Below are 15,724 nucleotides of genomic sequence, written 5' to 3'. Positions count from 1 at the left end.
ACATTACCGCTTCATTACAGCCCATTGCCGGCGCACTGAAATAGTGCATAAGCATCTGAGAAATGCTTCGTTCTATTTCCAATAGGGAATTGTTAAGGTGGCGCCCCCATCAACAAGGACCCTTCAATGCAAACACGATTTAAATTGAAACCGCTGGCCGCGGGCGCGGGCGCGATCGCGCTGCTCTGCGGCGTAGCCGGCCCTACCCGGGCGCAGGCACAGGACGCGGTGGCGACCCCGGCAACGGCGGCGCCGGCCGTGGTGATCACCGGCTCGCGCATTCCACGCGCCAGCCTCGAAGGCCCCTCGGCCRTCACCGTGATCACCGGCGAGGACATCACCAGGCAAGGCTACAAGAACGTCTTCGATGCGCTCACCAACCAGTCGCAGAACAGCGGCTTCGTGCAGGGCGCCGACTTCGGCAATACCCATACGCCATCGGCCAATGCCATCAGCCTGCGCGGCCTGGTACCGAACCATACGCTGGTGCTGCTGAACGGCCGGCGCCTGGCGGACTTCCCGATCGCCTACGAAGGCACGGTCAACTTCACCAACCTCGCGAACATCCCGTCGAGCGTGGTGGAGCGCATCGAGATCCTCTCCGGCGGCGCATCGGCGGTCTACGGCTCGGATGCGATCGCCGGCGTGGTCAACATCATCCTGAAAAAGCAGGCCGAGGGTGTCGACGTCAACCTCAAGGCCGGCACCACCACGCGCGGCGGCGGCAGCGACAAGCGCGTGCAGGTCACCGGCGGCCACAGCTTCGACAAGCTCAATACCCTGTTCAGCGTGGAGCTGCTCGAGCGCGATCCGCTGTGGAGCGCGGACCGCGACTTCATGGCCAGCAGGACCGGCGTGGCGCCGACCCTGGTCATGGGCCGCAAGAACATCGGCACCGGCAAGTACGTGGACCTGGGCGATGCCTGCCAGTCGATCGGCGACCTGTTCGGCGGCAGTACCGTCAAGTACACGGCCAAGGCGGGCAGCTACTGCGCCAGCCCGAAGGTCGGCCCGACCTACTGGACCACGCAGACGAAGAACAGCAGCCAGAACCTGTTCGGCAGCGCCAACTACGAGCTGTCGCCGACCACCACGCTGTTCGCGGAAGCGTTGTATGGCCAGAACCGCAGCAGCAACAACACGCGCGGCCCGTCGTGGACCTCGCGCTCGGCCACCGACAGCTATTTCTGGAACCGGAATACCAGCGCCTACGAGGCCTGGAGCCGCTACATCTCGCCGGAAGAAATGGGCGGCGTGAACCGCTACAACCGTAGCTGGGACGACCAGGCCAGCTCGCTGTCCTTCGGCCTGCGCGGCGAGATCCCGCATACCTCGTGGAGCTATGAAGCGGGCTACACCGCTTCGCTGTACAAGAGCCAGAACCACACGCCGCGCGCGCTGGCCAATATCGACAGCTTCTTCCTCGGCCCGCAGCAGGGCGTCAACGCGGACGGCCTCGCCATCCATGCGCCCGATCCGGCGCGCCTCGCCAGGCGGCTGACCCCGGCCGAATTCGACACCGTCTACGGCGAGTCGGTCAGCGACGACAAGTCATGGACCAACACCCTGAGCCTGACCGCCAACGGCGACGTCTTCAGCCTGCCGGCCGGCCCGGTCAAGGTGGCGACGGTGGCCGAGCTGGGCAAGCAGGGCTTCTCCGCCGTGCCCGACGCGCGCATCAACCAGGGCTACTTCAATACCCTGGTGCCGTCCGACGGTGCGGCCGGGACCCGCAAGCGCTTTGCCGTCGGCGCCGAGGCCAGCATCCCGATCGCGAAGACCCTGGCCGCGACGCTGGCCGGCCGCTACGACCGCTACAGCTTCGCCGGCCGCAACGACGGCAAGTTCACCTATAACGGCGGGCTCGAATGGCGGCCGGTCACGCAGCTGCTGCTGCGCGCGAACCATGCGACCAGCTTCCGCGCGCCCGACATGAACTACATCTACCAGGCGCGCGGCAGCGGCTACTACGCGTCCACCACCGACTATTACCGCTGCGCGAAAGCCGGCCAGCCGGTGTCCGGCTGCGACTACGCGAACTATTCGCCGGGCGCGGATTACGTGCAGACCGGCAGCCGCGACCTGCGTTCCGAGAAGGGCCGCTCGACCGGCCTGGGCGCGGTGTGGTCGCCGAGCGCGGACTTCGACGTCTCGCTGGACTACTGGAAGATCAGCATCGACGACCTGGTCACCAACCTGAGCGCCGACAAGCTGCTGCGTGACGAAGCCGACTGCCGCACCGCCGGCGACCTGACCTCGCCGACCTGCGCCGACGCCATCGCCCGCATCGTCCGCTATCCGGACAATGCATTGAACCGGCCGGGCGAGATCAGGCGGATCCTGGTCAATCCGATCAACGCGGCATCCACCAGGGTCAGCGGCATCGACCTGGCGGCCAAGTACGTCCTGCGGACTGCCGGCTACGGCAGCTTCACCACCAGGCTGAACTACTCGAAGACGCTGACCCAGGAATCGCGCCAGTTCGCCGGCGATCCGCTCAACGACGACCTGCACGACCTCGGCAACGCCGACTGGCGCGACAAGCTGAACGCGAGCGTGAGCTGGAAGGCGGGCGACTGGACCAACACCCTGTTCCTTCAGCGCTACGGCAAGATCCCGAATGGCGCAGGGGAGGCCTGGCTGTCGCCGACCACCCTGGTCAACGCCAGCGTGGTCTACCGGCTGAACCAGCGCACCACGGTGTCGGCGGTGGTGAACAACCTGTTCAACCACATCAAGATGGATGCCACCGGCGGCTGGCCCTACTACCCGGTCGGCAGCTACAGCCCGGCAGGCCGCCAGGTCTGGCTCGAGCTGAACCACCACTTCGGTTCGTAAGCAGGCGGGGCGCCTCAGGGCAGCTGCCCATCGGCGTCCCGCAACTCCGGCTGCCCCAGCCCCAGGTCCTTCAGCTGCGGCAGCACCTTCGCTTTATCGCCGACCGCGATCACCTTCATCTGCTCCGGCGCCAGATATTTGCCGGCGGCCGCCTGCACCTGGGCGGCGGTGACGCGGCGGAACTGCTCGGGCAGGGTCTGCCAGTAATCCTGCGGCAGGTCGAAGATCCAGGTCTCGGCGAGGCTGGCGCCGATCGCGCTGTTGGTCTCGAACTGGCCCGGCAGCGAATACACCTGCGAGTCGCGCGCGCCCGCCAGTTCAGCCGGCGGCAGGGCCTTGGCGCGGATCGCGCGCACTTCCTTGAAGATCTCGGAAATCGAGGCGCCGGTGGCGTCGGTGCGCACGCTGCCGGCGATGATGAAGGGGCCCTGCGTGCGGTCGTAGCGGAAGTTCGAGAACACGCCGTAGCTGTAGCCCTTGTCTTCGCGCAGGTTGAGGTTGATGCGGCTCGAGAACAGGCCGCCGAGCGCCGCGTTCATCACCTGCAGGGCCGGATAGTCGGGCGTCTTGCGGTTCGTGGCCAGCTGGGTCAGGCGCAGCGCGGTCTGCGGGGCGCCCGGTTTGTCGACCATCACCAGGCGGGCACGCGTGCCTTCCGGATCGCCCATCCGCACCGGCGACGGCAGCACGCGCGGCCAGCCGCCGAAGCGCGCGGTCGCCAGGGCGCGCAGGTCGTCCAGGGTGATGTCGCCGGAGACGATCAGGGCCGCGTTGGCGGGCACGTAGTGGCGGCGCCAGAACTGGAACAGGTCGTCGCGGGTGACGGCGCGGATTGCCTGCTCGGTGCCGAGCTGGCCGTAGCCGTAGGGGTGTCTGGCGCCGTACAGCGCGCCGGCACTGGCCACGGCCGCCACCGCCTCCGGGTTGTCGCGCTGCTGGGTCAGCGCGCCGATGCGGGCGGCGCGCTGGCGCTCGACTTCGGCGGTGGGGAAGGCCGGATGCTGGACCACGTCGGCCAGTACCTCCAGCGCCTGCGGAAAGGTCGAGCGCAGCGACAGCAGCGAGACCGTGGACGAATCCGTGCTGCTGGCGCTGCCGAGGAAGGCGCCCAGCTGGGCGATCTCGTCGGCGATGCGCGGCGCGCTGCGGGTGGCCGTCCCTTCCTGCAGCATCTGGGCGGTGAAGCCGGACAGGCCGGGCTCGTGGTCCGGATTGGCGTCGGAGCCGCTCTTGACCACCAGCTCGGCCGCCACCAGCGGCAGCGCCGGATTGTAGTGGTGGATCACGCGCAGGCCGTTCGGCAGCTGGAAGCCATCGCCGCGCGGCAGCGTGAACYTCGGCGCCGGCCCCGGCTTCGGCGGCTGGCGGCGCCAGGCTTCGTCGCGGTTGATGCCGGTCGCGGCGACCGTCTTCGCTCCCGCTTTCGCCGGCTGTGCGGCCGGATCCGGTCCCAGTTCCGGCTTGCCCGGCACGGCCGCCGCCACCACCCGCGCGTTCGGCTGCAGCCAGCTGCGCGCCACCCGCTGCACGTCGGCGGCGCTGACGCGGCGCAGGCGCGCGATGTCCTTCGGCAGGTAGCCCGGATCGCCGGTGTACTGGTTGTACTGGTTGACCTGGTTCGCCAGGCCGGCGCCGCCCAGCTTCTCGATCGAGGTCAGCATTGCCGTCTCGATCGTGTTGCGGGCCCGTTCGACTTCCTGGTCGGAAGGACCGTCGTCGCGCAGCGCTTTCAGTTCGGCGTCGATCGCCGTTTCCAGGGCGGCGGCCTCAATGCCGGGCCGGGCGGTGACGTCGATCACGAAGGTCGAGGCGAGGGCGTTGGAATTCTGCGCGGCGGACGTGTCCTGGGCGATCTGGCGTTCGTAGACCAGCGATTTGTACAGCCGACCGGCCTTGCCGCCGGCCAGGATCTGGGCCGTGACGGCCAGCTCGGCGTCGCCCGGCTGGTAGGCGGGCGGCGTCAGCCAGGCCATGTAGACGCGCGACAGTTCGATCCGATCGGCCACGGTCAGGCGGCGCTCGCGCGTGATCGGCGGCGTTGCCACGTCCGGTCTCGCCACCGGCGCGCTGCGCTTGAAGGTCCCGAAATATTTCGTCACCAGGGCGCGCGCCTTCGCCTTGTCGATGTCGCCGGCGATCACGATGCTGGCGTTGTTCGGGCCGTAGTAGCGGGCGAAGAAGTCGCGCACGTCGGCCAGCCTGGCGTTCTGGATGTCGGCGTGGGAGCCGATCACCGAGGCATAGTAGGGGTGGTTCTTCGGGAACAGCGCGTGGTTCAGCGCTTCCTCGACGATGCCGTAGGGGCGGTTCTCGACGCTCTGGCGGCGCTCGTTGCGCACCACGTCCTGCTGGTTCGACAGCGCAGCCTGGTCGAGCACGTCGAGCAGGTAGCCCATGCGGTCGGCATGCACCCACAGCGCCAGCTCCAGCTGGTTCGAGGGCACGGTGTCGTAGTAATTGGTGCGGTCGTAATCCGTGCTGCCGTTGCTGTCGGTGGCGCCGGCGGCTTCCAGCAGGCGGTCCGCTTCTCCGCGCGGGATGTGCCGGGTGGCGGCGAACATCATGTGCTCGAACAGGTGGGCGAAGCCGGTCAGCCCCGGCGCCTCGTTGGCCGGCCCCACGTGGTACCAGATGTTCACGGCGACGATGGGCAGGCGGTGGTCCTCGATCAGGATCAGCTCCAGGCCGTTCGGCAGCGTGGTTTTCTCGTACGCGATCTGCGGCAGGGCGGTGACCGGCGGCGGATTCTGGGCGGCCGCCGGCGGGACGGCGATGGCCAGCACCATGGCCAGGGGCAGCAGGAGCGACGGCAGGCGCATGTTCATGAAACCTCCGTGGGGGCAATCAGTGGCAGGCTTCGCTGCCGCGGTCGGGCTCGGGCAGGCCCAGCGTGGTGAGGCGGTCCGACTCCAGGAATTCCCATTCGTAGCGGCCGTCCAGCAGGCGCAGGCGCAGCACGCCGGTGCGGCCGCTGTCGCGCATCTCGCTGTTGTCGACCGTCAGCAGGAACGGTGTCGGGTAGGCGCCGCCGGTGCCGACCACGAACTGGCGCATGCCGTGGGCGCGGTCGAGGCGGCCGTCGGCATCCTGGGGCGCGAAGCGTTCGTAGTCGTGGTCGTGGCCGGACAGCACCAGCTCGGCGCCGGCTTCCTGCAGCAGGCGCCATGCGTCGCGCATCTTCGGGATGCTGCCGTGGCCGCCCGAGCTGTACAGCGGATGGTGCCAGAAGGCCAGCGTGCAGCGGGCCGGATGGGCGGCCAGGTCGGCGCGCAGCCACTCCAGTTGGGCGGCATGCTCGGCCGGGGCCAGGTTGCTGTCCAGCGAGACGATATGCCAGCTGCCCAGCGCCAGGCTGTAGTAGCCGCGTCCGGCGCGCTCGCCGAAGTAGGCGAAGTAGGGCGCGGCCTTCGGCGTGTAGTACTCGTGATTGCCGGGCGCCGGCCAGGTGCGGTTCTTGAATGCGCCCCAGGTCGGGTCGTAGCAGTCGGTGAATTCCGCGGCGCGGCCGTAGGGATAGGTATGGTCGCCCAGGGTCAGCACCACGGCCTCGGGGTCGGCGGCGAGGCCGGTGGCGACGGTGCGGGCGGTATCGGCCGCGCGCGAATACGCGGGGTCGGGGTAGGGACAGCGGGCGATGTCGCCGGCCGCATACACGGTGACGTCGGTGCCGGCGCCGGTGCTGGTAGCAGTGCCGGCATACGCGGAAGCGGCCAGCAGCAGGCTGCCGGCCGCCAGGCCTAGTCGCAGGGCGAGGGCCGGCATCTCCTTATTCAAGGAAGCGCAGCAGCCCGGCCAGGGCGTGCGCCACTGTCTGTTCGCGCACCGCGCGGCGGTCGCCCGAGAACACCAGGCGCTCGGTGTAGGTGGTGCCGCCCTTCGACCAGCCGAAGCAGACGGTGCCGACCGGCTTGCCCGGCACCGCGCCGGTCGGGCCGGCGATGCCGGTGGTGGACACGGCCACGTCCGCATTGCTGTTGGCCACCGCGCCTTCGGCCATGGCGCCGGCCACCTCCACGCTGACGGACCCGAACTGGGCGATCAGCGCGGCCGGCACGTCCAGCATCTCGGTCTTGGACGCGTTCGAATAGGTGACGAAGCCGCACTCGAACCAGCCGGTCGAGCCGGGGATCTCGGTGATCGCCTGGGACACGCCGCCCCCGGTGCAGGACTCGGCGGTGGCCAGCAGCAGGTTCTTCGTTTCGAGCAGTTTGCCGACCCTGGCCGCAAGTTCAAGAATATCGTTCTGCATATCGTCTCCCGTATCCATTGGCGTTTACTTTTGAAGTGCGCCGGACCATTCTAGCGCGCATCGGTCCGGTGCGCGCTAAAACGTTAACGGAAAAATATTTGCTGTCGTTCCGTGCGACATCATCTTTGGGGCTGCTGCTATCCTGCACGCCTGCCGGGCTCGTCCCGGTAGCGCTCACTTCTTGACGTAGGACTGACATGCCGTTCGAACGTTCGCGCATGGCCGAGGCGGCATGATCGGCCAGCGCTCGATCCGTACCAAGCTGGTTACCATCGTGATGTCGACCACGCTGGCGGCGCTGGCGGTATCGGTCGGCACGGTGGTCGCCTATGACCTCCGCGGCTACCAGCACGCGCTGCTGAACGACCTCTCGACCCAGGCCGAACTGGTCGGGCACATGACGTCGGCGGCGCTGGCTTTCGACGATCCGCGCCTGGCCCGCGAGAACCTGGCCCTGCTGCGTTCGCGGCCCTCGGTGCGCGCGGCCGCCATCTACGACCAGAGCGGGGCGCTGTTCGCGTCCTACCTGGCGCCGGGCGAGAGCGGAACCTTCCCGCCGCATCCGCGCAGGACCGGGAAAAAAATCAAACCGTATACCAGGGACGGCGACGACCTGGTGCTGTACAAACCCATCGTCGAGAACGGCGAGACGCTGGGTACGGTCTACCTGCGCTCCGCCAACCAGCTGATGGGCCGGGTGCGCGACTATCTGCTGATCTGTATCGCCACCACCCTGCTGGCGTTGCTGACAACCTGGCTGCTGGTGCGCCGGCTCGGCCACACGATCACGACCCCGATCGACGCCATCACCACCATCGCGCGCGAGGTGGTGGAAAAGCGCGACTATTCGCGCCGCGCGCCGCGTATCAGCGAGGACGAGGCGGCCGCCCTGGTCGATTCCTTCAATGCGATGCTGACCGAGATCGAGCAGCGCACCCTGGCCCTGGAAGGCTCGAAGCAGGAAGTGATGCGCCTGAACGAGAGACTGGAGCAGCGCGTGCAGGAGCGCACCATGCAGCTGGAGCTGGCCAATTCCGAGCTGGAGCTGGCGATCGAGGAGGCGCGCAACGCCAACCAGGCCAAGTCGGCCTTCCTGTCGTCGATGAGCCACGAGCTGCGCACGCCGCTCAACGCCATCCTCGGCTTCGCCCAGATCCTGGCCGCCGACAATATGCCGACCACGCCCGAGCAGAAGAAGGAATTCTCCGGTCACATCCTGAAGTCGGGCCGCCACCTGCTCACCCTGATCAACGAGATCCTCGACCTGGCCAAGGTCGAGGCGGGCGCGCTGACCCTGTCGATGGAGCCGGTCGGCCTGGCCGAGGTCCTGGCCGAGTGCCGCAGCATGATCGAGCCGCTGGCGGCGGCGCGCGGGATCCGCGTGCAGTTCCCTGCGGCCGGCGATCCCGAAAGTGCCGTGGCCCTGGTCCAGGCCGACCGCACCCGCCTCAAGCAGGTGCTGCTGAACCTGCTGTCGAACGCGGTCAAGTACAACCGCGAGGGCGGCACGGTGAGCGTGGCGTGCACCGCCCGCGCGCCGGACCGGCTGCGCCTGTCGGTGGTCGATACCGGCATGGGGCTGCGCCCGGAGCAGGTGGCCGCGCTGTTCCAGCCTTTTAACCGCCTCGGCCAGGAGAACGGCACCCAGGAAGGCACCGGCATCGGCCTGGTCTTCACCAAGCGCCTGGTCGAGCTGATGAAGGGCGAGATCGGCGCCGCCAGCACCCCGGGCGTGGGCAGCACCTTCTGGATCGAGCTGTCGGCAGCGGCGCCACTGGCCCAGCTGGCGGCGCCGGCCCAGCAGGAGGCCGGCCAGGCCGCGGCCGCACCGGACAGCGCGGCGCCGCGCCTGATCCTGTATATCGAGGATAATCCCGCCAACCTGCGGCTGGTGCAGGAGATCGTGGCCTTCCGCGCCGACCTGCGCCTCCTGAGCGCACCGGACGGCCATGCCGGTCTGGCGCTGGCGCATACGCACCGCCCGGCGGTCATCCTGATGGACCTGAACCTGCCGGGCATGAGCGGCTTCGAGGTGCTGGCCCAGCTGCGGCGCGATCCGGGCACCGCGCACATCCCGGCCATCGCCCTCACCGCCAACGCCATGCCGCGCGATATCGAGCGCGGCCTGTCGGCGGGTTTCGCCCGCTACCTCACCAAGCCGATCGACATCGAACAGTTGAATGCGGCCATAGACGGCGTGCTTACCCAGCGCGCCCCGGAAGAAAGGACAGCCCCATGAGGTCATCTACATGATTTCGCCTTCGGATATCCGGCGCGCGAGCATCCTGATCGTCGATGACGAACCGGTCAACGTGCAGCTGCTCGAATTCCTGCTCAAGACCAGCGGCTACGAACAGGTCGCCAGCACCACCGATCCGCGCCAGGTGGCCACGCTGCACCTGCAGCATCGCTTCGACCTGATCATCCTCGACCTGCAGATGCCGCACATGGACGGCTTCCAGGTGATGGAAGCGCTGAAGCCGATGGAGCGCGAATCCTGGCTGCCGGTGCTGGTGGTGACGGCCGAGCCGGACAAGAAGCTGGCCGCGCTCGAGGCCGGGGCGAGAGACTTCATCGGCAAGCCTTTCGATACCGTCGAGGTGCTGACCCGCATCCGCAACCTGCTGGAAGTACGCCTGTTCCACAAGGAGTCGCGCGAGCACGGCGCCCGCCTGGAGCGCAAGGTGAGGGAACGCACCGCCGAGCTGCAGCGCTTCCGCGGCGCGATGGACGCCACCGCCGACGCCATCTTCCTGGTCGATGCCCGCAACATGGCGATGGTCGACGTCAGCGACGGCGCCTGCCGCATGCTGGGCTTTTCGCGCGAGGCGCTGCTGCGCATCGATCCGGTGGCGCTGGGCCTGGCCGAGCGGGCCCAGCTGGAACGCTACTCGGACCCCGGTTCGGCGCCGCGCGAGCACGACATCGTCGAGACCGACCTGCTGCGCGCCGACGGGCAGGGCGCGGTGCCGGTCGAGATCAGCTGGCAGCTGCAGCGGCTGGACGAGATGCGCATGCTGATCGCGGTGGCGCGCGACATCAGCGAACGCCTGCACGCGGCCCAGCGCCTGAAGCACATGTCGAACTACGACAGCCTGACCGGCCTGCCGAACCGCACCCTGTTCTTCCACACCCTGCGAGACGCCATCGAACTGGCCCAGGACAAGAACTGGCGCATCGCGGTGCTGTTCATCACCCTCGACCGCTTCAAGATCATCAACGATTCGCTCGGCCCGGCGCTGGGCGACGAGCTGCTGCGCCAGTTCAGCACCCGCCTGGTGCGCTGCGTGCGCCTGCGCGACACCGTCGGACGCCTGGGCGGCGACGAGTTCGCGCTGATCCTCACCATGACGCGCGAGCAGCAGGAAGAGGAGGCGGTCGCCGTCGCCAACGAGGTGCGCGAAGCGCTGCGCGCGCCGTTCGACCTGAACGGACAACAGGCCGCGCTGACGGCCAGCATCGGCATCGCCATGTACCCGGACGACGCCACCGACCCGGGCACCCTGGTCAAGTACGCCGACGTCGCCATGGTGCGCGCCCGTGAAGCGGGACGCGACGGCTACCGATTCTTCACCTCCGGCATGAACGTGCAGGTGCTGGCGCGCCTGGACCTCGAGCTGGCCTTGCGCGGGGCGATCGACGGCGAGCAGTTCGAACTGCACTACCAGCCCAAGCTCGACCTCAACACCGGAAGGGTCAGCGGGGTCGAGGCGCTGCTGCGCTGGCGCCGTCCCGGCTTCGGCCTGGTCTACCCGGCCGAGTTCGTGCCCATTATGGAAGAGACCGGGATGGTGGTGCGGGTCGGCTCCTGGATCATCGACGAAGCCTGCCGCCAGATCGCCGCCTGGAACCGGCAGGGCGTGCGCGACGTGCGGGTGGCGGTGAATGTGTCGAGCCGCCAGTTCGTCGAAGGCGACCTCGAGGGCGACATCCGCGCGGCGCTCCGGAAGCACAAGGTCGAGCCGGGGCTGCTGGAACTGGAGCTGACCGAGAGCGCGCTGATGAGCAATGCCGAGCGCACGATCGAGGTGCTGGAGAGCCTGAAGGCGCTCGGCATCCGCATCGCGATCGACGACTTCGGCACCGGCTATTCGAGCCTGGCCTACCTGAAGCGCTTCCCGATCGACAAGCTGAAGATCGACATCGCCTTCGTGCGCGACATCACGACCAATCCGGACGATGCCGCGATCGCACTGGCCATCATCAGCATGGCGCACAGCCTGCACATGCAGGTGATCGCGGAGGGCGTGGAATCGCGCGCCCAGATGGCGCTGTTGCGGCGTCATTTCTGCGACGAGATCCAGGGCTTCCATTTCTCGCGCGCGCTTGGCGCCGGCGAGCTGGGCAAGCTGGTGCTCGAGAACCGCGCCCAGCCGACCCGCCCGGCGCCGGACGATCGCAACGTCCAGACCCTGCTGGTGGTGGACGACGACGTCAACGTGCTCGCAAGCCTGCACCGCCTGTTCCGGCGCGATAACTACCGGGTGCTGACGGCGGCCACGCCGGCCGAGGGCTTCGAGCTGCTGGCGCTGTACCACGTGCAGGTGATCCTGTGCGACCAGCGCATGCCGGCGATGAGCGGGATCGAATTCCTGAGCAAGGTGAAGGAGATGTATCCGGACACCATCCGCATCATCCTGTCAGGCTATGTCGGCGTGGACACGGTGCTCGATTCGATCAACCGCGGCGCCATCTACCGCTTCTATACCAAGCCCTGGAACGACAACGAACTGCGCGACAATGTGCGCCTGGCCTTTCGCCAGTACTGGCTGACGCATGGGCCGTATGACGACCGCAAGAAGCCGCGCGACGAGCAGGTGGCCTGAACCGGGTAGGCTGGACTCTCCGAGTCCACCCTACGCGAAGTGGTCCCAGCCGTGCAGATTCAGGGCCAGCGGTGCGCCGCCGCCGTTTACCAGGCGCAGTCCAGGCTCGGTCTCGATACGTCCCACGCGCGTGACCGGCGTGCCCAAACGCTGCCCGGCCGCCAGGATCGCATCCCGGTTCGCGGCCGGCGCCGTGAAGCACAGTTCGTAATCGTCTCCGCCCGCCGCCGTGAAGCGCCGCCGCAGGTCGAGCGCCTGGCGCGCCAGCGCCGGTCCGGCCGGCAGCGCGTCGACGTCCAGCAGCGCGCCCACCTCCGAGGCCGCGAGGATGTGGCCGAGGTCACCGACCAGGCCGTCCGAGATGTCCAGCGCCGCATGCGCCAGCCGCTCGCCGGCCAGCAGCCGTCCGAGGGCCACGCGCGGCGAGGGCGCATGCAGGCGCGGCGCCGCCTGCCGCCGGTCCGCCTCGTCCAGCGCGAGCTCGTCCAGGGAATCCGCCAGCGCCAGGCGGGCATCGCCCAGGGTACCGGAGATCCAGATGTCGTCGCCGGGACGGGCGGCGTCGCGCCGCAGCGCCGTACCGGGCGCCAGCTCGCCGAAGATCGTGATGCAGATGTTCAGCGGCCCCTTGGTGGTATCGCCGCCGACCAGTTCGCAGCCGTGGGCATCGGCCAGCGCGAACAGGCCGCGCGAAAAGCCGTCCAGCCAGGCGGGATCGGCGGCGGGCAGGGCCAGCGCCAGGGTGAAGCCGAGCGGTGCGGCGCCCATCGCGGCCAGGTCCGACAGGTTTACGGCCAGGGATTTGTGGCCGAGGTCGAAAGCATCGGCGCCGGCCAGGAAGTGCCGGCCCTCGACCAGCATGTCGGACGACACCGCCAGCTGCATGCCGGGCGTGGGCGCCAGCAGGGCGCAGTCGTCGCCGACGCCGAGCACGGTGCGGCCGGAGGCGTCAGGGCGCCCCTTACGGGTGAAATACTGTTTGATGAGGTCGAATTCGGAGAGCATGGGCGGGATTGTAATCCGGCCCGGCAGCCCGGAATACGTCTGCCTGGCATACTGGCGGCCGCTGTATGTACAACTTTTTGGCAAGGCTGTCGGTAGAAATACCTACACGATTAGAGGATTCCCTCTGATAAAATCAAAGTCCCCCAGTCCCAGTACAGTTCAGGAAGGCCTGCAAAGCATGGATTCGTCAATCGACAAAAAAGAAGAATTACGCCAACAACTGCGTGCTGCAGCGCTCGAGTATCACCAGATTCCCCGCCCCGGCAAGATTTCCGTCACCGCCACCAAGCAGCTGCTGAACCAGCGCGACCTGGCGCTGGCCTATTCTCCGGGCGTGGCCGCTCCCTGCGAGGAGATCGTCAAGGATCCGGCCAACTCCTATAAATACACGGCGCGCGGCAACCTGGTCGCCGTGATCTCGAACGGCACCGCCGTCCTCGGCCTGGGCAATATCGGCCCGCTGGCTTCGAAGCCGGTCATGGAAGGCAAGGGCGTGCTGTTCAAGAAGTTCGCCGGCATCGACGTCTTCGACATCGAGATCAACGAGACCGATCCGGACAAGCTGATCGACGTGATCGCCGCGCTCGAGCCGACTTTCGGCGGCGTGAACCTGGAAGACATCAAGGCGCCGGAGTGCTTCTACATCGAGCGCAAGCTGCGCGAGCGCATGAAGATTCCGGTCTTCCACGACGACCAGCACGGCACCGCGATCATCGTCGGCGCCGCCATCCTGAACGGCCTGAAGGTGGTCGGCAAGGATCTCAAGCAGTGCAAGCTGGTGGTGTCGGGCGCGGGCGCGGCGGCGCTGGCCTGCCTCGACCTGATCGTCGACCTCGGCTTCCCGATCGAGAACATCTTCGTGACCGACCTGGCCGGCGTGGTCTATAAAGGCCGCACCGAACTGATGGACCCGGACAAGGAGCGTTTCGCCCAGGACACGCCGCACCGCAGCCTGGCCGAGGTGATTCCGGACGCCGACATCTTCCTGGGCCTGTCCGCCGGCGGCGTGCTGAAGCCGGAGATGGTGGCGAAGATGGCGCCGAATCCGCTGATCCTGGCGCTGGCCAACCCGAACCCGGAGATCCTGCCGGAAGATGCGAAGGCCGTGCGCAGCGACGTGATCATCGCGACCGGCCGCTCGGACTACCCGAACCAGGTCAACAACGTCCTCTGCTTCCCCTACATGTTCCGCGGCGCCCTGGACTGCGGCGCGAGCACCATCACGCGCGAGATGGAAATCGCGGTGGTGCATGCGATCGCCGAGCTGGCCCATGCCGAGCAGTCGGACATCGTGGCCTCGGCCTATGGCATCGCCAACCTGTCCTTCGGGCCGGAATACCTGATCCCGATGCCCTTCGACCCGCGCCTGCTGACCCATATCGCACCGGCGGTGGCGAAGGCCGCGATGGATGGCGGCGTCGCCACCCGTCCGATCGCCGACCTGGCCGCCTACGCCGAGAGCCTGGAGCAGTTCGTGTACCGTAGCGGTTCCTTCATGAAGCCGCTGTTCCAGGTCGCCAAGAGCGCCCCGGCCGAGCTCAAGCGCATCGTCTACGCCGAAGGCGAGGACGAGCGCGTGCTGCGCGCGGTGCAGGTGGTGGTGGACGAAGGCCTGGCGCGCCCGATCCTGGTCGGCCGCCCGGCCGTGCTGGAACAGCGCATCGAAAAGTTCGGCCTGCGCCTGAAGCCCGGCCAGCACTTCGACGTCATCAACCCGGACTTCGACGAGCGCTACCGCGACTACTGGCAGACCTACCACCAGATGGTGATGCGCAAGGGCGTGACCCAGGACATGGCCAAGCTGGCGATGCGCCGCCGCCATACCCTGATCGGCGCCATGATGGTCCACAAGGGCGATGCCGACGGCATGATCTGCGGCACCTACGGCACCACCCACGCCCACCTGGAATTCATCGACAAGGTGCTGGGCCTGCGCCCGGGCGCCAACGTCTACGCGGCGATGAACTTCGTCATCACCGAGGAACGCCAGCTGGCGATGGTCGACACCCACGTCAACGAGAACCCGACGGCGGAAGAGCTGGCCGAGATCACGATCATGGCGGCCGAGGAGCTGGAGCGTTTCGGCATCACGCCGCGCGCGGCGCTGCTGTCGCACTCGAACTTCGGTACATCGAACAGCGAGTCGGCGCAGAAGATGCGCGCCGCGCTGGCGCTGGTGCAGCAGAAGGCCCCGAACCTGGAAGTCGACGGCGAGATGCACGGCGACGCCGCGCTGGATTCGAAGCTGCGCGCCAAGATCATGCCGCAATCGACGCTGAAGGGCGACGCCAACCTGGTGGTGATGCCGAACATCGACGCCGCCAACATCGCCTACAACCTGCTCAAGACCGCGGCCGGCAACGGCATCGCCGTCGGTCCGGTGCTGCTGGGCTGCGCGCGTCCGGTGCACATCCTGACGCCGTCGGCCACCGTACGCCGGATCGTCAACATGACGGCGTTGTGCGTTGTGGACGCCGTATCCGCACGCTGAGATTTAACATTCTCGGGACAAGAAAAAAGGCCGTTCGCGGCCTTTTTTCATTGGTGTTCCCTATGGTGTCGTCCAAATGTAGAAGTTCCCTACATTTGAAGAACTTGTAAGGATTCTTGAGGCATGCGTAACAATGCGTAATCACGCGACGTGTTTCAAGCCTTTGAGGTGATAATAGTCATATATATATTTTAGTCAAATATATATTGCTCCTTTTGCACGATTTCTTTCGTGCATGGGTGTGAACATTGGCTCTGTTACAGTGCGGAGTTTTCGGAACTTCAATGAGTCCGGACTCGCCCAAACGCATGCCGT

At 67.4% G+C, this 15,724-nt stretch carries 8 protein-coding genes; 4 read left to right on the top strand and 4 right to left on the bottom strand.

Going from position 1 to position 15,724, the window contains the following annotated elements; all coding sequences use genetic code 11:
- The first annotated feature begins 126 nt into the window (after positions 1–126).
- The gene (locus AC1DIX_RS04730; protein WP_477322390.1) at positions 127–2,838 is read left to right on the top strand and encodes a TonB-dependent receptor plug domain-containing protein; all 2,712 of its coding nucleotides are present in this window, start codon (positions 127–129) and stop codon (positions 2,836–2,838) included.
- 14 nt (positions 2,839–2,852) lie between these two features.
- Here AC1DIX_RS04730 and AC1DIX_RS04725 read toward each other — a convergent pair whose 3' ends face one another.
- Genes AC1DIX_RS04725 through AC1DIX_RS04715 form a run of 3 tightly spaced genes read right to left on the bottom strand, consistent with a single transcriptional unit; the run spans position 2,853 to position 7,087 of the window.
- Positions 2,853–5,663 (bottom strand): M16 family metallopeptidase, encoded by a 2,811-nt coding sequence (locus tag AC1DIX_RS04725; RefSeq protein ID WP_477322388.1) that lies wholly within the window; start codon positions 5,661–5,663, stop codon positions 2,853–2,855.
- A gap of 19 nt (positions 5,664–5,682) precedes the next feature.
- Positions 5,683–6,600, bottom strand: coding sequence for a metallophosphoesterase family protein (locus AC1DIX_RS04720; protein ID WP_477322386.1), 918 nt, complete (start codon positions 6,598–6,600; stop codon positions 5,683–5,685).
- Between the two features lie 4 nt (positions 6,601–6,604).
- A complete protein-coding gene (locus AC1DIX_RS04715) occupies positions 6,605–7,087 on the bottom strand; it encodes a CinA family protein (protein WP_442124409.1) in 483 nt (160 codons plus the stop codon).
- Positions 7,088–7,319: 232 nt separating this feature from the next.
- On the opposite strand from AC1DIX_RS04715, the gene AC1DIX_RS04710 reads away from it, so the two are divergent.
- Both AC1DIX_RS04710 and AC1DIX_RS04705 read left to right on the top strand, forming a co-directional pair.
- Entirely contained in the window at positions 7,320–9,326 is a 2,007-nt protein-coding gene (locus AC1DIX_RS04710; RefSeq protein WP_477322384.1) for a sensor histidine kinase, YfiR-like protein-associated, read from the top strand.
- Positions 9,327–9,336: 10 nt separating this feature from the next.
- Positions 9,337–11,913, top strand: a complete 2,577-nt coding sequence (locus AC1DIX_RS04705) for an EAL domain-containing protein (protein WP_477322381.1) — start codon at positions 9,337–9,339, stop codon at positions 11,911–11,913.
- A gap of 30 nt (positions 11,914–11,943) precedes the next feature.
- Here the strand turns inward: AC1DIX_RS04705 and thiL are convergent, their stop codons facing one another.
- A complete protein-coding gene (gene thiL, locus AC1DIX_RS04700) occupies positions 11,944–12,918 on the bottom strand; it encodes a thiamine-phosphate kinase (protein WP_477322379.1) in 975 nt (324 codons plus the stop codon).
- Positions 12,919–13,096: 178 nt separating this feature from the next.
- Between thiL and AC1DIX_RS04695 the strand changes: the two genes are divergently transcribed.
- Positions 13,097–15,409, top strand: coding sequence for an NADP-dependent malic enzyme (locus AC1DIX_RS04695; RefSeq protein ID WP_442124405.1), 2,313 nt, complete (start codon positions 13,097–13,099; stop codon positions 15,407–15,409).
- The last annotated feature ends 315 nt before the right edge of the window (positions 15,410–15,724 follow it).

This window comes from Massilia sp. 05N420 (genome assembly GCF_056397205.1).
Note: the sequence above shows the minus strand (reverse complement) of the source record. Positions and strands in the feature narration are given on the sequence as shown.

Excerpts from the sequence above, each read along its gene's own strand:
- AC1DIX_RS04715 (WP_442124409.1), bottom strand. The coding sequence starts at position 7,087 with ATGCAGAACGATATTCTTGAACTTGCGGCCAGGGTCGGCAAACTGCTC.
- AC1DIX_RS04710 (WP_477322384.1), top strand. The coding sequence starts at position 7,320 with ATGATCGGCCAGCGCTCGATCCGTACCAAGCTGGTTACCATCGTGATG.
- AC1DIX_RS04705 (WP_477322381.1), top strand. The coding sequence starts at position 9,337 with ATGATTTCGCCTTCGGATATCCGGCGCGCGAGCATCCTGATCGTCGAT.
- AC1DIX_RS04695 (WP_442124405.1), top strand. The coding sequence starts at position 13,097 with ATGGATTCGTCAATCGACAAAAAAGAAGAATTACGCCAACAACTGCGT.
- thiL (WP_477322379.1), bottom strand. The coding sequence starts at position 12,918 with ATGCTCTCCGAATTCGACCTCATCAAACAGTATTTCACCCGTAAGGGG.
- AC1DIX_RS04720 (WP_477322386.1), bottom strand. The coding sequence starts at position 6,600 with ATGCCGGCCCTCGCCCTGCGACTAGGCCTGGCGGCCGGCAGCCTGCTG.